The sequence below is a fragment of the Marinomonas mediterranea MMB-1 genome (assembly GCF_000192865.1).
Taxonomy (GTDB): Bacteria; Pseudomonadota; Gammaproteobacteria; order Pseudomonadales; family Marinomonadaceae; genus Marinomonas; species Marinomonas mediterranea.
Genome location: NC_015276.1, coordinates 301,838 through 321,243, shown reverse-complemented (window position 1 = coordinate 321,243; position 19,406 = coordinate 301,838). Strand labels below are relative to the sequence as shown.

The following is a 19,406-nucleotide window of genomic DNA, read 5'->3' as shown; positions in this document are numbered from 1 at the left end:
AAAACCTAAAAAGAACATATATTCCAAAAATCATTTAATTGATATATTAGTTCATACCGCTTGTTGATAGAACTTAACCTAATAAACAGACTTAATACGGATTTAAAACTGCCATGAACCTTTACCTATATGACCATTGCCCCTTTTGTGTTCGCGCTGAAATGGTGGCAAATTACAAAGAGACTGCCACAAACACCATCTATCTACTCAATGACGATGAGCAGTCGTGCTTTGACTTAGTTGGGGCAAAAATGGTTCCAATTTTGGAGACGGAAGAAGGAGCAATGGGAGAAAGCCTTGATATCGCAAGCGTATTGGACCAACTAGGTAAACCTGAAAACAGTATTCGACCTGGTGGAGCGGCCGCTCATTATCTTGATATCTTAGGCAGCGTCAACTTTGCGATCAATTGTTTGCTCTTTCCCCGTAACATTCATATCGGGCTTCCCGAGTTTGAGACTCAATCAGCTCGAGATTATTTTCAAAGAAATAAAGAAAAAATGATAGAAATGCCATTTTCAAACGCGTTATCACAAACTAAAGAACACGTGGTCAAAGTAGAAGCAGCGCTCAATCAACTTCCAACCTTGCCACTGCCATCTGATCATGGCAACTCAATAAGTTGGGACGACGTTCTAATCTACCCAACTTTAAGGAACTTAACGATGGTCCGCGACCTTTCTTTTCCTGAGCGAGTAAGCACTTACATAAAAGAAGTCTCCGCACTCACGAATACCCATACCTACCATGACAAAGCCTCTTAATCAAAAGGCACTGTTATCCATTTTTTCTGCCCTCTAACACACCTTACTGAGAGCTTTCTCTAATGACTGCTCTCTTCCTTCTAATTTAAAAGCATTTTCCAGACAACAGCATAGTACTTTTTTTGATCAGTTATTCTAAAATTAGAATTGGTGCAATTTTTATTCTATTTTCATTCGCATTTTGAAATTCCTTGTCTACACTAAAATTTAACTTTTGCTTTCCAAGCTAAGGTTATTGCTATGAATGGGTATCAATAATAATAAAGTTGCCACCCGAATCTCGTCCTAGAGGAGCTAGAGAATGAAAAAAATAATAAAAGGTCTATTGGCTACTTCCGCTGGCTTGTGTTCCAGCATTGCTCTGTCAGCCAGTATTATTGTTGTCAGCCACGGTCAGGCAAACGATCCGTTTTGGTCTGTCGTGAAAAATGGTGTTGAGCTCGCAGCCCAACATACAGGCGCTGATGTCGATTACCGAGCACCAGAAACCTTTGATATGGTTGCAATGTCTCAATTGATAGACGCTGCGGTCAACCAAGAGCCTGATGGCCTTGTTGTATCTATTCCTGATGCCGACGCACTTGGCCCTTCAATTAAACGTGCTGTTGCGGCGGGTATCCCTGTTATATCGATCAACTCTGGCTCCGATGTCTCTAAACAGCTAGGCGCGCTTCTTCACGTTGGCCAAGACGAATTTGACGCAGGTTTAGCCGCGGGTAAAAAACTTGCAGAAATGGGCGGTAAAAAAGGTATTTGTGTTAACCAAGAAGTTGGTAACGTGTCTTTAGACCTTCGTTGTGAAGGCTTCGCACAAGGCTTTGGTGGTAATGTGAATGTATTGCCGACAACTAACGATCCTTCCGAAATAGAGGCGAAAGTACGTGCAGCATTGGATTCAAACCCTGACGTAGACACTATTATGGCGCTTGGCGCTTCCACTGCGGGTGAACCAACTGTTGCTGCTGTAAAAGCACTTGGGTTGTCTGGCGAGGTTAATGTAGCAAGTTTTGACCTTTCTGCTGATTTCCTTAAAGCAATTGTTAATGGTGATGCTACGTTTGCGATCGACCAACAACAATTTCTACAAGGTTACCTATCTGTTAACTTCCTAGCTCTTCACGCGGACTATGGCTTAATGCCTGGTGGCAATGTGCCTTCTGGTCCAAACCTGATCACTGCTGACAAAGCGGGACAAGTTGTGGAACTGTCTGCAAAAGGCATCCGTTAAATTTCACTTCTAATCATGGGAGGTCTTTTCGACCTCCCTTTCTCTTTAAATATCCGTTTTTCAGAGTAACTGAATGTGTTCCGGAGGGATTATGTCACTTGAGAATGAATCGACAGTTGATGAACGAATTAAGGAAGAGAGTCGTGTAGCTCAACTTATGAAAAGACCTGAGCTGGGTGCAGTAGCAGGCGCCTTACTTGTAGCAATCTTCTTTTTATTTACCGCTGATGGTTCCATGTTCACACTTTCTGGAATCATAAATGTTCTTTCACCAGCAGCGCAACTCGGCATACTAGCAATAGCCGCTGCACTCTTGATGATTGGAGGAGAATTCGACTTATCTATCGGGTCGATGGTCGCGTTTGCCGGACTGATCTTTGGCTTTTGTGTCGTCAACTTCGAACTTCCTCTCATTCTTGCAATACCAATAACACTGATCCTTGCCGCGGGCGTTGGATCGATTAATGGTCAAATTGTACTAAGGACGGGACTTCCTTCCTTTATCGTTACGCTTGCCTTCTTGTTCATATTACGAGGCCTTTCTTTAGTAGGGCTAAAAGCAGCGACAGGAGGCTCAACTCAGCTTCGAGGTATCCGCGAAGCGGTCGAAGGAGACCCTCTCGTCCCATTTTTCAGTGGCGACGCATTCACTGGATTTTTTCAATGGGCCGCATCGATGGGTTGGATTGATACCTTTCGCAGTGGATTACCAAAAGTACCGGGGATTCCGGTGGAAATTCTCTGGTTTTTAGGACTCGCAGCACTCGCGACCTATGTACTTCTTAAAACACCAGCAGGCAACTGGATCTTTGCAGCAGGCGGCGACAAAAATGCGGCATCTAATTCAGGCGTTCCTGTTCGAAAAGTTAAAGTTGCGCTGTTTATGTTAACCGCAGGCTGTGCAGCGTTACTTGCAATCACTCAAGTACTCGATGCAGGTAGTACCGATGCACGTCGTGGCTTCATGAAAGAGTTTGAAGCCATCATTGCAGCGGTAATTGGCGGCTGTCTGTTAACTGGCGGCTATGGTTCGGCAATAGGAGCATTTTTCGGTTCTATCATATTCGGGATGGTTGTAATTGGCTTAACTTACACCGACATTGACCAAGATTGGTTCCAAGTGTTTTTAGGATCCATGTTGTTATTAGCCGTTATCTTTAACAACGCTATTCGCAAACGTGTGACAGGGGAGCGCTAAAATGTCTGAATCAATTCTTCATATGGATAACATTGAGAAGCACTTTGGTAATGTCATTGCGTTGAACGGGGTGAGTTTTGATGTAAAACCAGGTGAGTGCCATTGTCTATTAGGCGACAACGGTGCAGGTAAATCGACCTTTATCAAAACAATGTCTGGCGTCCATAAACCCAGTAAAGGTGAAATAATCCTAGACGGAAAACCAATCGTTTTCGATAGTCCACGCGCTGCAATGGGGGCAGGTATCGCCTGTGTTTACCAAGATTTAGCGATGATTCCTCTTATGTCTGTTGCACGTAATTTCTTTATGGGTCGTGAGCCAACAAAAGGCCAGCTCCTGTGGAAACGCTATGACAGTAAAATGGCCGATGAGATCACCATGACTGAAATGAAAAAGATGGGGATCAACTTGAGAAGTGCGGATCAGGCCGTAGGAACGCTCTCTGGCGGTGAGCGACAAACTGTCGCCATTGCCCGAGCCGTGTATTTTGGTGCAAAAGTATTGATCCTCGATGAGCCAACCTCTGCACTCGGTGTTCGTCAAACATCAAACGTTTTAGCAACGATAGACAAAGTTCGTAAACAGGGTGTCGGTGTCGTTTTTATTAGCCATAACGTTCGTCACGCTCTTGCAGTAGGAGACCGCTTTACCGTGCTCAACAGGGGTAAGACGTTAGGTACAGCCGCTCGCGGGGAAATCACATCAGAAGAGCTACAAGATTTGATGGCTGGCGGACAAGAGCTCGCACAGCTAGAAGGTTCATTGGGAGGGACAATTTAAAAAATTAGTAGACAATAGTATCGGTGACAAAAGGAAGAAACCTTGCCACCGATACTACGCTTTCACCAGCTTTATTTAACCGTAATACTCCGCACGATTTCACATAACGCGTAAGTATAAAACCAGCTATAAAATAGACGGTACTGCTGGCGGTCGAAGATTAATAGGCAGTTTATTCTCTTTTAGCGATGCAACTTCAATTTGCTCATTAAGTTGAGCTTCTACGTTATCTCCCACTTCCATTTTCCCAGCCAACTCTAATGTGCTCACTAGTAGGTTGTAAGATGAAAACTCAGAAGATGTTGGTAAAGATGCCGTGTTTTCTTCACTCATAATATCTCCAAGCTTATTTGCTATCGATGCACCTGAAGGCAAAGATTCAAGAATCGCCGCCACTTTGAGATTATCTATATACTCCTCTTTAAATTCTGCAGACGAGACATCTATGACATCAATTTCTTGAGGGGGTTTAGATAGCCCCATTTTACTTTTAACATCACTATATGCTGATTCAAGCAAAGCAACGCTTGGCGTTCCTAACTGTCGTGCGACAATATGAGTCACGGTACTGACCGTTGGCTGATCTGCTTGATCCCATGACGAGAAAAAGCCGGTCAATTCAAACGATGAATCAACTGTCAACCACTCTCCAAATGCAATTACCCCATCTTGGTCCGAATCAATAGAACCAGTAGATGCAGACCCACATTGAGCAATGTCACATTGCATCAATGTAAGCTCATTATCTTTCCCCGATACACGAACATAGACTAAATCAGGCATATTAGACGTATCAAATCGATACATTCCATTGTCATCGGAACTAACGCTCGCAAAAGGCGTACTACTTACAGTACCCGATTCTACAGAGTACACCTCTACAAGAGCATTGCGCATAAGGCCCTTAAACACTCCGCCAGTAAAACTCTCTGTTTGCTGATCTTCTGATCCAGAACTTGACGAGCCTCCGCAACCCGCTAATACGGCTCCAGACAAAAAAGTAACGCCTATAAATCGCATTACTTGGATATCCATATTCCCTCTCCTGCACTCACAGACTCTAGTAATTGGTAGCCTGAATTGGTAATCAACTCTTCGGAATTCCCGCCTTCACCAATATAGCCAAAATACTCTCCATCGCGATACGCCCAAACATAGTTAACATTTCCGAAAAATTCTGCCACATTTTCTACATCAACCATCATCCCGACTAAATGAACGCCTTCAGGTAAATCCTCAACATCGGACGAGCTTATAACCCCGTGTTCAATCTCAGCTATGGCAAGCATACCGTAGCTCCTAGGGTTATCTAACACACTATTTTGGCCATTAGCATATTCGATCGCCAACTGATCACTTGAGACGAGGCCATACTCTGTCGGGTTATTTAATACACTATTTTGACCATTAGCATATTCGATTTCCAACTGATCACTTGAGACGAGGCCATACTCTGTAGGATTATTTAATACACTATTTTGACCATTAGCATATTCGATTTCCAACTGATCACTTGAGACGAGGCCATACTCCGTAGGATTATTTAATACACTATTTTGACCATTAGCATATTCGATCGCCAACTGCTCACTAGAAACTAGTCCATGCGCTGCTGGGTCGGATAATACGTCGGCTTGACCCGCTAATCGTTCTTGCTCCATTAAAGCTTGCTCAGCTTCGCTATATGGCAATATCTCAATCTCACGTGAGCTAGTTACATGACGTTGACCATCAGTAACCACTAATTGAAGTGTATTGATTCCAAGATTTAAGGAAACATCTACCTCCTGACCTAACTCGATCTCAGTTATAACCCCATTTATATTTAACGTCGCATCTAAATTAACATCTGTAGAAGGGTGGCTAGCTTCAGCTAGAATGGTCTGAAGTTGGTTTGGCCTAAAAATACCATCAATATCAAATGTGGTAATACTCGGTTTAGCGCCTCCACTACTAAATAACAAAGCCGTTTCGTTTTCGATTAAAGCCTCATTATAAGAATATTGAACTGCACGCCCCCCTAACTGAAGACCGATAGTCGCTCCACTACCATTCGAGAATCCTGCTGCGGATGTCGCCAACACATCTTTGTAATTAACTAAAATTTCAGGCGTAGACTCATTAAAAACTACTTGAAAACTAACGTCATAGCCATCGCCAGTTTGCGAAGAATACCCAAAGCGGTTAATACTGTCGTAATTTACAATGAATTGTCTATTAGGCGAATTTCCGACAACAGCATACGATACCACCGTCTCCGAGCTTGGATATAAATCATCCCAATATGCAGCAACTAGCCCAAGACTTTCCTGTCCGTTTAAAGGTAACGAAGTATTACTATAGGAGTAATATCTCTCGTCAAAAGCAACAATACCATTACTCCAAACAGTAAGAGCTTCTTGATATGTTCCATCGGGTAACGTAATAGAAAAGCCTACATCTAATGTGGCATAAGAATCATCGCTCAAACTTAAAGGGGTGCCATCTATTTCAATGTATTGATATTCAGTGGTCGTTACTACTGGCTCTTCTACTGATACGATATCAAATACACTTTCTGGATAGCCCTCAAACTGAAAACTAGAGCCCCCCGTCCACGTAACATCTACGTCTACGGAAAAAATACCATCTCCAGCAATAAGATCACCATCAACCCCAGTATCATTTAACGTAAAGCTTTCACCTAAACCTAACAAGCTTGGAGGGTTGAGAAGTTCGGCACAGTTAACAATAGCAGCTTCTACTCTGACTGACTCACCTAGAGATGCAGAAGCTCGATCAAGAGAAGGTGAGAAGCGATTAAGCTGTATCATATCTTGACAGTTAATTGCGCCATTATTCGATTCGCCCCACAAAAGAAGATCGCCATGCGCGACTGAACGCTCATTAAAAACCGACGAATTCGCAGTCGATAAAAGTAGATTTTTTATTTGTATCGCCGTCAAATTGCTATTACTAGCTTTGATCAGGGCCGCGGCGCCAGCAACATGAGGTGATGCCATTGACGTTCCCGACAAGTAACTATAACCGTTATTAGGCACAGTTGAGAGTATATCAACACCTGGGGCAACGATATCGACACTAGAAGCACCGTAGTTTGAAAAATACGCGAGCGCTCCGCTACGTTGACTCGCTGCAACACTAATTATATTAGGAAGTTCGTAGCTTGCTGGATAGCTTGGATAAAGGTCATTGTTATTTGATGAATTTCCTGCAGCAGCGATAAACAAAATATCGTTCTCAGCCTGCGACGCTATCGCTTCATACAGCGGATCAGAATAACCACCTCCTCCCCAACTGTTGTTAGTTGCAACTATGTTTAGACCTTTGTTTACTTTTAGATTAATAATGTAATCTAAACAGGCAAGCGCCCCTGCAGTGTCGCCAGAGCCTGAGCTACCTAGAAACTTACAAGCAATTAACTTAGTGTGCCAGGAGACACCGGCTACGCCTATTCCATTGTTGCCTACTCCAGCGATGGTGCCGGCAACATGTGTACCGTGCCGATTGTCATCAAATGGATCACCGTCCTGATTATATGTATCTATTCCATATATATCGTCAACCCAACCATTGCTATCGTCATCAATACCATTCCCTGCAATCTCATCGGTATTAACCCACATATTGGAAGCTAAGTCTTCATGCGTGTAGTCAATTCCTGAATCAATTACCGCTATATAAACATCCTCTGAACCAGTAGTAACACCCCACGCTTCAGGCGCATTTATATCAAAACTACCTTGTGTATTATTCAGGCCCCAAAGATTTTCAAACTGAGGGTCATTAGGTAAAGTTGCGGAACTTGCGTCTTCAAGTGCGGTAACAGTATAGTTTAAAAAAACTCCTTTGACTCCAACTACATTACGGGCTTGCTCCATAGACAGCTTTAAATCGGCTGAATCTGTGAGATGGACTACCTCAACAGTCTTAAGGTGATCATACTGCTTAATCGATGAAATATTTTCTACCGAAGATGATATTCCTGCATCTTTAGCGCTCGGCCTATTACTATCCCAAACAATAATAAAACTATCATTCGAAAACTCAGGGGTCGAGAAGTTCTGAAATGATGGAACAGATGCAAACAGAGTCGTAGAGAAAAGTACCAAAAAGACCAAGAGCAAACGTTTACGCACAGTTAGTTCCTTCTAAATAACAGTAAAATGAGCTTACGATTATAATACACATTGCTGACTAAACGACACACTCTAAGGTCATTATTTGAACAAGGTCTCGCTCTACCTATTACAGCTTACAGCGTCGCACTTATTATCTGAATTTAGGGACGAATGTTATAATATAGAAAGATCATTTATTTAAACTATCGCAATCAACATATTTATAACCATCAGGCATATTAGAAACCAATACAAAGCCTTTCTCTTGAGCCTTTAGCAAATCTTTTTCTTTAATTTTAAAAATATGAATTTGATTCATAGGCGATCCACAAACAAAAGCAACCATTTTATTTTCAACACCGCAACTTTGGCTTAGCACAGCTATATTGTCGTCTAGTAAATAGCGCTTCGACTGCTCAATTAATACGGCAGTGCTTTCACATTGTACACGCTTGTTTGAAATTGCAACGTCAACAAAGGTGTCTGCACCGGTTTCTTTACACCAAGACAAGAAAACTAGTATAGCGGTCATAATAGCTTTGCTCTTAAACATGCTCACTTTCCTTACCGTTAATAAAGCTTCACTACATCTCAAAAAATTAGTAATTACCAAATTAAAGCGCTCAGAAATAGCGACTTATTAACAGATGGTACCTTAACGCCAATGCCTAGTCATGCCTATCAAAAAACACTTACCTAGGCTCTAATGATCGCTGTTAAGCTTCTCCTTACTTAGGGGGTTGGGAGCAGGTCTAATTGATAGAGCTAATGAACCTTACGCAATTAGGTGTAGGGCTTCCCAGAGCTCTTTAATGGTTTTTAGAAAGGAAAGTAGGAAGCCATTAGGTTAGTCGATATGCACTAAATCCTTAGTAAGAGGAGGGAATACTACATATCTACAAGTAGATAAATGGATTTTACGTACTTTTAGGGGGTGTTTGCTTGCAAGATTCTCGGTTTGGTTCAGTCCAGAAACAGAAAAAGCCCTGACCATTTCTGATCAGGGCTTTCTGTATTAGAAGCTTGACGACGACCTACTCTCACATGGGATCCCCCACACTACCATCGGCGATGGCGCTTTTCACTTCTGAGTTCGGGATGGGATCAGGTGGTTCAACGCCTCTGTGATCGTCAAGCAAACTGGGATGTGTTCGTTCTGGGTGATCGATTGTTTCTCTGATCTACTCCCAAAACACACAAGTTCGTTACTTGGCTTATCTTACTGATTCTGCTGGCTTTTTCAATCTAATTAATCGATCGAATCACTCAACGCAATCAGCGTGCTTTAACAATGCTTTTTGAAATAACTCTAATCAAACTTCAAACCCACTCTCTTATCAAGAGTGTCGTAAATTCATATGCACTTCGCAGTCTTTCTCAAAACCACTTTGGTGTTATATGGTCAAGCCTCACGAGCAATTAGTATTGGTTAGCTCAAGGCCTCACAACCCTTACACACCCAACCTATCAACGTCCTAGTCTCGAACGGCTCTTTAGGGAACTTAAAGCTCCAGTGAGATCTCATCTTGAGGGAGGCTTCCCGCTTAGATGCTTTCAGCGGTTATCCCGTCCGAACATAGCTACCCGGCAATGCCACTGGCGTGACAACCGGAACACCAGAGGTTCGTCCACTCCGGTCCTCTCGTACTAGGAGCAGCTCCTCTCAAATCTCAAACGTCCACGGCAGATAGGGACCGAACTGTCTCACGACGTTCTAAACCCAGCTCGCGTACCACTTTAAATGGCGAACAGCCATACCCTTGGGACCGGCTTCAGCCCCAGGATGTGATGAGCCGACATCGAGGTGCCAAACACCGCCGTCGATGTGAACTCTTGGGCGGTATCAGCCTGTTATCCCCGGAGTACCTTTTATCCGTTGAGCGATGGCCCTTCCATACAGAACCACCGGATCACTAAGACCTACTTTCGTACCTGCTCGACGTGTCTGTCTCGCAGTTAAGCGCGCTTTTGCCTTTACACTCTATGCATGATTTCCGACCATGCTGAGCGCACCTTCGTGCTCCTCCGTTACTCTTTGGGAGGAGACCGCCCCAGTCAAACTACCCACCACACAGTGTCCTCGATCCCGATAAGGGACCTGAGTTAGAACCTCAAACATACCAGGGTGGTATTTCAAGATTGGCTCCGCTTGAACTGGCGTCCAAGTTTCAAAGCCTCCCACCTATCCTACACAAGTAGGTTCAAAGTTCACTGTGAAGCTATAGTAAAGGTTCACGGGGTCTTTCCGTCTAGCCGCGGATACACAGCATCTTCACTGCGATTTCAATTTCACTGAGTCTCGGGTGGAGACAGTGTGGCCATCGTTACGCCATTCGTGCAGGTCGGAACTTACCCGACAAGGAATTTCGCTACCTTAGGACCGTTATAGTTACGGCCGCCGTTTACTTGGGCTTCGATCAAGAGCTTCGCTTACGCTAACCCCATCAATTAACCTTCAAGCACCGGGCAGGCGTCACACCCTATACGTCCACTTTCGTGTTTGCAGAGTGCTGTGTTTTAATAAACAGTCGCAGCCACCTGGTATCTTCGACCGATCAAAGCTTAGAGAGCAAGTCTCATCACCCTAACCGGCGCACCTTCTCCCGAAGTTACGGTGCCATTTTGCCTAGTTCCTTCACCCGAGTTCTCTCAAGCGCCTTGGTATTCTCTACCTGACCACCTGTGTCGGTTTGGGGTACGGTCTATGTATATCTGAAGCTTAGAAGTTTTTCCTGGAAGCATGGCATCAACCACTTCACCCAAAAGAGGGTTCGTCATCAATTCTCAGCCTTAAGAGGGTCCGGATTTACCTAAACCCTCAGCCTACAACCTTAAACGCGGACAACCATCGCCGCGCTGGCCTAGCCTTCTCCGTCTCTCCATCGCAATATACATCGGTACAGGAATATTAACCTGTTTCCCATCGACTACGCTTTTCAGCCTCGCCTTAGGGGCCGACTCACCCTGCCCTGATTAACATGGGACAGGAACCCTTGGTCTTCCGGCGAGGGGGTTTTTCACCCCCTTTATCGTTACTCATGTCAACATTCGCACTTCTGATACCTCCAGCCTGCCTTACAGCTTGACCTTCAACGGCTTACAGAACGCTCCTCTACCATACTAGTAAACTAGTATCCGTAGCTTCGGTGTACAGTTTAGCCCCGTTATATCTTCCGCGCAGGCCGACTCGACTAGTGAGCTATTACGCTTTCTTTAAAGGGTGGCTGCTTCTAAGCCAACCTCCTAGCTGTCTAAGCCTTCCCACATCGTTTCCCACTTAACTGTAACTTTGGGACCTTAGCTGACGGTCTGGGTTGTTTCCCTTTCCACGACGGACGTTAGCACCCGCCGTGTGTCTCCCGCGCTCATACTCATTGGTATTCGGAGTTTGCATGGGGTTGGTAAGTCGGGATGACCCCCTAGCCCAAACAGTGCTCTACCCCCAACGGCAATACGCGAGGCGCTACCTAAATAGCTTTCGAGGAGAACCAGCTATCTCCGGGCTTGATTAGCCTTTCACTCCTATCCACAAGTCATCTCCAAACTTTTCAACGTGTGTGAGTTCGGTCCTCCAGTTGATGTTACTCAACCTTCAACCTGCTCATGGATAGATCGCCCGGTTTCGGGTCTATTCCCAGCAACTAAACGCCCTATTAAGACTCGGTTTCCCTACGGCTCCACTAAATGCTTAACCTTGCTACTGAAAATAAGTCGTTGACCCATTATACAAAAGGTACGCAGTCACCGAACTAAGTCGGCTCCCACTGCTTGTACGTACACGGTTTCAGGATCTATTTCACTCCCCTCACTGGGGTTCTTTTCGCCTTTCCCTCACGGTACTGGTTCACTATCGGTCAGTCAGGAGTATTTAGCCTTGGAGGATGGTCCCCCCATATTCAAACAGGATATCACGTGTCCCGTCTTACTCGATTTCATTGATAAGGCATTTTCGTATACGGGGCTATCACCCACTATGGCGACCCTTTCCAGAGTCTTCTACTAACACCAAATCAACTTAAGGGCTAATCCCCTTTCGCTCGCCGCTACTAAGGGAATCTCAATTGATTTCTTTTCCTAAGGGTACTTAGATGTTTCAGTTCCCCTCGTTCGCCTCGTAACGCTATGTATTCACGTTACGATACCCGCAAGCGGGTGGGTTTCCCCATTCGGAAATCTTGGGATCAAAGTCTGTTTATCGACTCCCCCAAGCTTATCGCAGATTACCACGTCCTTCATCGCCTCTGACTGCCAAGGCATCCACCGTGCACGCTTGGTCACTTGACCATATAACCCAAAATGATCTCATTCAGTAATACTGAATCAGAAACATTGAACTACATACCAAAGAGCTTTTGTACCTCTTTGGATTTACGATTGTTAGATTGTTTACTCAAATCTCAGAAGGAATTAAGAGATCCGAATATCAATCCACCGGTTTGACGCTTGATTATCGTCTATTTCAAAAAGTCATATTGTTAAAGAGCAAGTTTAGTGCAAAGCACTAAGTCAGATGCTTGATGAGTAAATCAGTCAAACTTCTTGCTTAGAACTCTGTTCTAAAACACTTTTAAGATAGGTTGCTATGAGAACTCATAGCCATCAGATAATTTGTGTGAACGCTCACCAGAGCTTCTTATCGTTTAAGGAGGTGATCCAGCCCCAGGTTCCCCTAGGGCTACCTTGTTACGACTTCACCCCAGTCATTGACCACTCCGTGGTAACCGCCATCCCGAAGGTTAAGCTAGCTACTTCTGGAGCAATCAACTCCCATGGTGTGACGGGCGGTGTGTACAAGGCCCGGGAACGTATTCACCGTGGCATTCTGATCCACGATTACTAGCGATTCCGACTTCATGGAGTCGAGTTGCAGACTCCAATCCGGACTACGACGCACTTTTTGGGATTTGCTTACTTTCGCAAGTTCGCCGCCCTCTGTATGCGCCATTGTAGCACGTGTGTAGCCCTACTCGTAAGGGCCATGATGACTTGACGTCGTCCCCACCTTCCTCCGGTTTGTCACCGGCAGTCTCCTTAGAGTTCTCAGCATCACCTGCTAGCAAATAAGGATAAGGGTTGCGCTCGTTACGGGACTTAACCCAACATTTCACAACACGAGCTGACGACAGCCATGCAGCACCTGTCTCAGAGTTCCCGAAGGCACCAAAGCATCTCTGCTAAGTTCTCTGGATGTCAAGAGTAGGTAAGGTTCTTCGCGTTGCTTCGAATTAAACCACATGCTCCACCGCTTGTGCGGGCCCCCGTCAATTCATTTGAGTTTTAACCTTGCGGCCGTACTCCCCAGGCGGTCTACTTATCGCGTTAGCTGCGCCACTAATCTAAAATCGACCAACGGCTAGTAGACATCGTTTACGGCGTGGACTACCAGGGTATCTAATCCTGTTTGCTCCCCACGCTTTCGCACCTCAGTGTCAGTATCAGTCCAGGATGTCGCCTTCGCCACTGATGTTCCTTCCTATATCTACGCATTTCACCGCTACACAGGAAATTCCACATCCCTCTACCGTACTCTAGCCTGCCAGTATCAGGTGCAATTCCAAGGTTGAGCCCTGGGCTTTCACATCTGACTTAACAAACCACCTACGCGCGCTTTACGCCCAGTAATTCCGATTAACGCTTGCACCCTCTGTATTACCGCGGCTGCTGGCACAGAGTTAGCCGGTGCTTCTTCTGAAGCTAACGTCAAAGTACTTGAGTATTAATCAAGCACCCTTCCTCACTTCTGAAAGTGCTTTACAACCCTAAGGCCTTCTTCACACACGCGGCATGGCTGGATCAGGGTTGCCCCCATTGTCCAATATTCCCCACTGCTGCCTCCCGTAGGAGTCTGGGCCGTGTCTCAGTCCCAGTGTGGCTGATCATCCTCTCAGACCAGCTAGAGATCGTCGCCTTGGTAGGCCTTTACCCCACCAACTAGCTAATCTCACGCAGGCTCATCTAATAGCGGAAGGTCCGAAGATCCCCTCCTTTCCCCAAAAGGGCGTATGCGGTATTAGCATGCGTTTCCACATGTTGTCCCCCTCTACTAGGCAGATTCCTACGCGTTACTCACCCGTCCGCCGCTCGACGCCTGATAGCAAGCTATCATCGTTTCCGCTCGACTTGCATGTGTTAAGCCTGCCGCCAGCGTTCAATCTGAGCCATGATCAAACTCTTCAGTTAAAAGAATTTGCTCTAACTCATGAATAACGTCTGACTTTAACTATTTGTCTTCCAACCTAAGCTGAAAGACCGTAAAGCGAATTGACGTGTTCACTCATCAAAGACTTTAATTTTCTAGAAGTCTCCAGCGAGCGCCCACACAAATTATCTGATTATCTATTTTAAAGAGCGTACTGACTGGATCATCTTAAGAAGTTGTTCTTCTTAGTGTGTCACTCGTTGTTCTGAGTGGCTCTCCGTGTCAGTGGGTGCGTATATTACCTTCCAGATTTTTTTACGCAAGTACTTTTTTCATTTATTTTGATTTTATTTATAAATAAGACAATTCCATAGATCCGCACTAAAAAAAGAGCCCCTCTATACATCTATATAGAAGGGCTCTTTTTTAGTTACCTGAATCAAAGCATTCAATAATGCAGAGTCATATTACTATAGCTGAACAACTCGCAACTCTTTCGGCATAGAGAAAGAAACGTTTTCCTCTTGCCCTTTTAGTTCCTTCGGCTCTTCACCACCTTCACTAACAAGACGCTGAATAACATCGGTAACCAATACTTCAGGAGCTGAAGCTCCCGCAGTAATTCCGACAGAAGACACACCATCTAGCCATTCACATTGAATTTCACTCGCATTATCAATTAAGTGAGCCTTGGTCCCCATACGCTCAGCTAACTCACGCAGTCGATTTGAGTTGGAGCTATTTACAGAACCAACAACCAAAACCAAATCACAATCGGAAGCTAATGTTTTAACGGCATCTTGACGATTCTGAGTTGCGTAACAAATATCGTCTTTTCTTGGGCCACAAATATTTGGAAAGCGCTGCCTCAATGCATCAATCACAACAGACGTATCATCCATCGAAAGGGTAGTCTGAGTAACAAAAGCCAGTTTATCTGGATCTGATACTTTAAGAGTTGCTACATCCTCAGCATTTTCAACTAGGTAAATAGCTCCGCCCTTTGAAGTATCATATTGCCCCATCGTACCTTCAACTTCTGGATGACCATCATGACCGATCAACACGCACTCCATACCATCCCGAGCATAGCGAACGACTTCGAGATGCACTTTCGTCACAAGCGGACAAGTTGCATCAAATACTTTTAGCCCACGGCGGCTCGCCTCGGTCTTCACTGCTTGAGAAACACCATGAGCACTAAATATTACTATCTTATCGTCAGGCACCTGATCTAGCTCATCAACAAATACAGCACCTCGCCCTTTCAGAGACTCAACGACAAATTTGTTATGTACCACTTCATGGCGCACATATATAGGAGCTTCAAACAAATCTAAGCAGCGATTCACTATATCAATAGCACGATCAACACCTGCACAAAAACCTCTAGGATTCGCTAATTGAATTGAAAAACTCACTATACCCCCTCGACCTCAACGATCTCGATTTTGTATGTTAGAGTGCGGCCAGCAAGAGGATGATTAAAGTCCACTTCAACCGTTTTTTCGTTGATCTGAGCAATCACACCAGGAAGTTCATTCTTATTAGCATCAGCAAATGAAACAACCATGCCTTGCTCCAAATCCATTTCAAACTGATCACGAGAAATCGCTTGAACATTACTAGGGTTATGCGCACCAAAAGCTTTTTCAGGAGCCATGTTAAATGAGCGCGAATCGCCAGCCTTCAATCCCAAAAGCACCGCTTCAAACTCAGGTAATAAGTTGCCATCTCCAAATTCAAAGGAAGCAGGAGTTTTACCAAAATTTGTATCGACTACTTGCCCATCTTCCAATGACAATTCAAAGAACAATGTTACTTTACTGCTTTCAGTTACTACCGTCATTTTTTATCACCTTGCTGGCGCTGTGGCATAAAGCTATCTAGAAGCATAACAATCACTCCTAATGTAATCGCAGAGTCAGCAATATTAAATGCTGGGAAATACCACTCGCTTTGCCAATGCACTTGAATAAAGTCCACTACATGACCGTAAACCAAACGATCATATAGATTACCAACCGCTCCCCCCAAAATTAAAGAAAGCGCCAATGACTCCATTACGTGAGTTTTACCGATTTTGACCAATCGCCAACTTATTCCAATGACGACGGCGGCGGCAATAAAAGAAAAAAACCAACGTTGCCAACCACCCGCACCCGCTAGAAAACTAAATGCAGCGCCTGTGTTGTAGCGAAGTGTTAGATCAAAAAATGGCAAGAGTGCAATCTCTTGCCCGTAATGTAAGCTGGCTTCAACGGCTTGCTTGGTTATCCAGTCCAATACAAACACGATCGAAGCAATGGCCCACCATAAGCGAGCCTGTTGCCATGCTTTTTTCATCATTAAGCGTAGAGGCGTTGCTCACCCTCTCCTTCTGGCAAGTTGCTAATACAACGATCACACAACTCAGGGTGTTCTTCACGCTTGCCAACCTCTTCGCGATGGTGCCAGCAACGAACGCATTTTTCATTTGAGCTAGTAGCAACAACGACTTTAAGGCCATCGAGCTCAGATTCAACAGCATTTTCTGACGCATCGGAGAAAGGAAGTACTTTCACATCAGAGGCAATCAAAACAAAACGAAGCTCATCACCCAACTGATCAAGCACTGACTTCAAGTTGTCATAACAGAAAAGCGTAATCTCTGCACTCAAGCTGGCTTTAATCTTACCTTCGTTACGAGCCGCTTCTAACACTTTGTTTATCGCTACTTTGGCCTCTAGCACCTGCTTCCAGAAATCGCGTCCAAAACGCTCTTCGCCAGAAAGCTCTGTTAGACCCTCATACCAAGTCTCAAGGAAGACTGACTCGCCATGCTCACCAGGAAGAGACCGCCAAATTTCATCGGCAGTAAAACTCAAGATTGGAGAAATCCAACGAGTGAATGCTTCGACAATATGATAAAGCGCAGTTTGCGCTGAACGACGAGCCAAACTGTCCGGTTGTGTGGTGTACTGACGATCTTTAATAACATCAAGATAAAAACCACCAAGATCCACAGAACAGAAGTTTTGGATTTTTTGGTTTACAGTATGGAATTGGTACTCGTTGTATGCCTCTTCAATTTCTTTTTGCAATTGAGCGGCACGATCCACAATCCAACGGTCCAGGGCGATCATTTGATCACTTTCCACCATGTCTTTTGCTGGATCAAAACCATTCAAGTTCGCCAACATAAAGCGAGCAGTATTACGAATACGACGGTAAGAGTCCGCTACGCGTTTCAAGATTTCATCAGATACGGTCATCTCACCCGTATAATCAGTCGCAGCGACCCATAGGCGAATAATATCGGCGCCCAGCGTACTCATGACTTTTTGAGGAGAAACTACGTTCCCTAAAGATTTCGACATCTTACGGCCGTCACCATCAACCGTAAAGCCATGGGTAAGCACTTGCTTGTACGGCGCCTCTCCACGAATAGCGATAGATGTTTTTAGTGACGACTGGAACCAACCTCGGTGCTGATCAGAGCCCTCTAAATATAGGTCGGCAGGGAAACTCAATTCTTCACGTTGATCCACAACAGAATAATGCGTCACACCAGAATCGAACCATACATCAAGCGTATCTGTGACCTTACTGTAAGAATCTGCCTCATCGCCCAATAACTCTTCTGGAGTCAGGTCGAACCAAGCATCCATCCCTACTTTCTCAATACGCTTAGCAACATCTTCGATCAAACGAGGTGTGTCGGGATGAAGCTCTTGCGTTTCTTTATGGATAAATAAAGCAATCGGCACACCCCAAGTACGCTGACGAGACACACACCAATCAGGGCTGTTATTTAACATCCCTTCCATGCGGTTTTGTCCCCACGTTGGCACCCATTTCACACCATTAACGGCTTCTTTTGCCTCATCCAGCAAACCTTTTTCATCCATACTAATAAACCATTGCGGTGTTGCACGGAAGATCAAAGGTGTCTTAGTACGCCAACAATGCGGATAGCTGTGGAAGATTTTAGATTCAAAGACCAACGCCTCATTTCTGTTTAGCGCATCAAGAATCGCAGTGTCTACTTTATACACATGCATGCCGGCAAACTCGCCTGCAGCCTCAGAGTATACGCCGTTGTCTTGAACAAGATTGATTGTACCGAGACCATTTTCACGACCTACATTAAAGTCATCAACACCATGATCAGGCGCAGTGTGAACACAGCCTGTACCAGCTTCTGTTGTTACATGCTCACCAAGTATGACGGGGATATCACGTTTTAGGAATGGGTGATTCAATACCGTTCCGTTTAAATCCTTACCAACAGCACGACCAACAATACGGTAGTCCGACACGCCGTATCGAGTCATCACGCTATCAATCATGTCCTCTGCTAGAATTAAACGCTCTTTTCCTAACCCCATATCCACTTCAACAAGTGCATAATTAAACTCAGGATGAATCGAAACGGCCTGACTTGCAGGAAGCGTCCAAGGCGTCGTTGTCCAAATAACAACAGATACTTTCCCTTCACCCTCTACATCCGAAAACTTTGCAGTCAAAGCGGCTTCGTCTTGCGGCGCATAACGAACATCCAGCGAAAGGGAAGTTTTATCCTGGTACTCAACTTCTGCTTCAGCTAACGCTGACCCACCAACCACACTCCAATAAACTGGTTTAAAACCTTTAACGAGGTGGCCATTTTCTGCGATCTTGCCTAAAGCACGAACAATATTCGCTTCCGTATCGAAATTCATTGTCAGGTACGGTTTTTCCCAGTCACCCTGAATTCCTAAACGGATAAAGTCTTTTTTCTGCTCTTCAATCTGTGAGTAAGCATACTCTCGGCACTTCGCACGAAACTCTTTGAACGAAACCTTATCGCCCGCCTTACCTATCATCTGCTCGACTTTGTGCTCGATCGGCAAACCATGACAATCCCAACCAGGGATATAAGGCGCATCGTAGCCACTTACGGTTTTAGATTTAACAATAATATCTTTGAGGATTTTGTTAACCGCGTGACCAATATGGATGCTACCGTTGGCATATGGAGGGCCATCATGAAGAATAAAAGGCTTACGGCCTTTACTAACTTCACGCATTTTTTGATATAAATCCATATCCTGCCAGCGTTTAAGCATTGCAGGTTCACGTTTTGCCAAATCACCACGCATCGGAAAGTCCGTGTTTGGCAGATTCAACGTTGGTTTGTAATCACTCATGGTT

At 44.7% G+C, this 19,406-nt stretch carries 11 protein-coding genes and 3 rRNA genes; 4 read left to right on the top strand and 10 right to left on the bottom strand.

The window, feature by feature from the left end; all coding sequences use genetic code 11:
* The first annotated feature begins 113 nt into the window (after nt 1-113).
* The 4 genes from grxB (at nt 114) to MARME_RS01550 (ending at nt 3,971) form a co-directional block, all read left to right on the top strand.
* Nucleotides 114-764 carry a glutaredoxin 2 gene (grxB, locus tag MARME_RS01565; protein ID WP_013659516.1) on the top strand — a complete coding sequence of 217 codons (651 nt, stop codon included), beginning with the start codon at nt 114-116 and terminating at the stop codon, nt 762-764.
* Nucleotides 765-1,065: 301 nt separating this feature from the next.
* A complete protein-coding gene (locus MARME_RS01560) occupies nt 1,066-1,992 on the top strand; it encodes a sugar ABC transporter substrate-binding protein (RefSeq protein WP_013659515.1) in 927 nt (308 codons plus the stop codon).
* Between the two features lie 91 nt (nt 1,993-2,083).
* Nucleotides 2,084-3,190 carry an ABC transporter permease gene (locus MARME_RS01555; protein ID WP_013659514.1) on the top strand — a complete coding sequence of 369 codons (1,107 nt, stop codon included), beginning with the start codon at nt 2,084-2,086 and terminating at the stop codon, nt 3,188-3,190.
* 1 nt (nt 3,191) lies between these two features.
* On the top strand, nt 3,192-3,971 hold the full coding sequence (locus MARME_RS01550; protein WP_013659513.1) for an ATP-binding cassette domain-containing protein: 780 nt from the start codon (nt 3,192-3,194) through the stop codon (nt 3,969-3,971).
* Nucleotides 3,972-4,097: 126 nt separating this feature from the next.
* On the opposite strand, the gene MARME_RS01545 is transcribed toward MARME_RS01550, so the two are convergent.
* The 10 genes from MARME_RS01545 to ileS form a co-directional block, all read right to left on the bottom strand.
* On the bottom strand, nt 4,098-5,006 hold the full coding sequence (locus tag MARME_RS01545; RefSeq protein ID WP_013659512.1) for a hypothetical protein: 909 nt from the start codon (nt 5,004-5,006) through the stop codon (nt 4,098-4,100).
* The gene (locus MARME_RS21255; protein WP_013659511.1) at nt 4,991-8,110 is read right to left on the bottom strand and encodes a S8 family peptidase; all 3,120 of its coding nucleotides are present in this window, start codon (nt 8,108-8,110) and stop codon (nt 4,991-4,993) included. The genes MARME_RS01545 and MARME_RS21255 overlap by 16 nt, the downstream gene beginning before the upstream one ends.
* 172 nt (nt 8,111-8,282) lie before the next feature.
* The gene (locus MARME_RS01535) at nt 8,283-8,645 is read right to left on the bottom strand and encodes a hypothetical protein (RefSeq protein WP_013659510.1); all 363 of its coding nucleotides are present in this window, start codon (nt 8,643-8,645) and stop codon (nt 8,283-8,285) included.
* A 468-nt stretch (nt 8,646-9,113) separates the two neighbouring features.
* A 5S ribosomal RNA gene (gene rrf / locus MARME_RS01530) occupies nt 9,114-9,228 on the bottom strand.
* Nucleotides 9,229-9,490: 262 nt separating this feature from the next.
* Nucleotides 9,491-12,376, bottom strand: a 23S ribosomal RNA gene (locus MARME_RS01525).
* A gap of 357 nt (nt 12,377-12,733) precedes the next feature.
* Nucleotides 12,734-14,272: ribosomal RNA gene (locus MARME_RS01520) — 16S ribosomal RNA — on the bottom strand.
* Together the 16S, 23S and 5S rRNA genes form the textbook arrangement of a ribosomal RNA operon.
* 429 nt (nt 14,273-14,701) lie before the next feature.
* The gene (gene ispH, locus MARME_RS01515; RefSeq protein WP_013659509.1) at nt 14,702-15,652 is read right to left on the bottom strand and encodes a 4-hydroxy-3-methylbut-2-enyl diphosphate reductase; all 951 of its coding nucleotides are present in this window, start codon (nt 15,650-15,652) and stop codon (nt 14,702-14,704) included.
* A complete protein-coding gene (locus tag MARME_RS01510; RefSeq protein ID WP_013659508.1) occupies nt 15,652-16,080 on the bottom strand; it encodes an FKBP-type peptidyl-prolyl cis-trans isomerase in 429 nt (142 codons plus the stop codon). The genes ispH and MARME_RS01510 overlap by 1 nt, the downstream gene beginning before the upstream one ends.
* Nucleotides 16,077-16,580: a signal peptidase II gene (gene lspA / locus MARME_RS01505; protein ID WP_013659507.1), complete on the bottom strand. Its 504-nt coding sequence runs from the start codon at nt 16,578-16,580 to the stop codon at nt 16,077-16,079. Before lspA ends, MARME_RS01510 begins: the two co-directional genes overlap by 4 nt.
* Nucleotides 16,580-19,402 (bottom strand): isoleucine--tRNA ligase, encoded by a 2,823-nt coding sequence (gene ileS, locus MARME_RS01500; RefSeq protein WP_013659506.1) that lies wholly within the window; start codon nt 19,400-19,402, stop codon nt 16,580-16,582. Before ileS ends, lspA begins: the two co-directional genes overlap by 1 nt.
* Nucleotides 19,403-19,406: the final 4 nt, after the last annotated feature.

Excerpts from the sequence above, each read along its gene's own strand:
- grxB (WP_013659516.1), top strand. The coding sequence starts at position 114 with ATGAACCTTTACCTATATGACCATTGCCCCTTTTGTGTTCGCGCTGAA.
- MARME_RS01550 (WP_013659513.1), top strand. The coding sequence starts at position 3,192 with ATGTCTGAATCAATTCTTCATATGGATAACATTGAGAAGCACTTTGGT.
- MARME_RS01510 (WP_013659508.1), bottom strand. The coding sequence starts at position 16,080 with ATGACGGTAGTAACTGAAAGCAGTAAAGTAACATTGTTCTTTGAATTG.
- ileS (WP_013659506.1), bottom strand. The coding sequence starts at position 19,402 with ATGAGTGATTACAAACCAACGTTGAATCTGCCAAACACGGACTTTCCG.
- MARME_RS01560 (WP_013659515.1), top strand. The coding sequence starts at position 1,066 with ATGAAAAAAATAATAAAAGGTCTATTGGCTACTTCCGCTGGCTTGTGT.
- MARME_RS01555 (WP_013659514.1), top strand. The coding sequence starts at position 2,084 with ATGTCACTTGAGAATGAATCGACAGTTGATGAACGAATTAAGGAAGAG.
- MARME_RS01545 (WP_013659512.1), bottom strand. The coding sequence starts at position 5,006 with ATGGATATCCAAGTAATGCGATTTATAGGCGTTACTTTTTTGTCTGGA.
- lspA (WP_013659507.1), bottom strand. The coding sequence starts at position 16,580 with ATGATGAAAAAAGCATGGCAACAGGCTCGCTTATGGTGGGCCATTGCT.
- MARME_RS01535 (WP_013659510.1), bottom strand. The coding sequence starts at position 8,645 with ATGTTTAAGAGCAAAGCTATTATGACCGCTATACTAGTTTTCTTGTCT.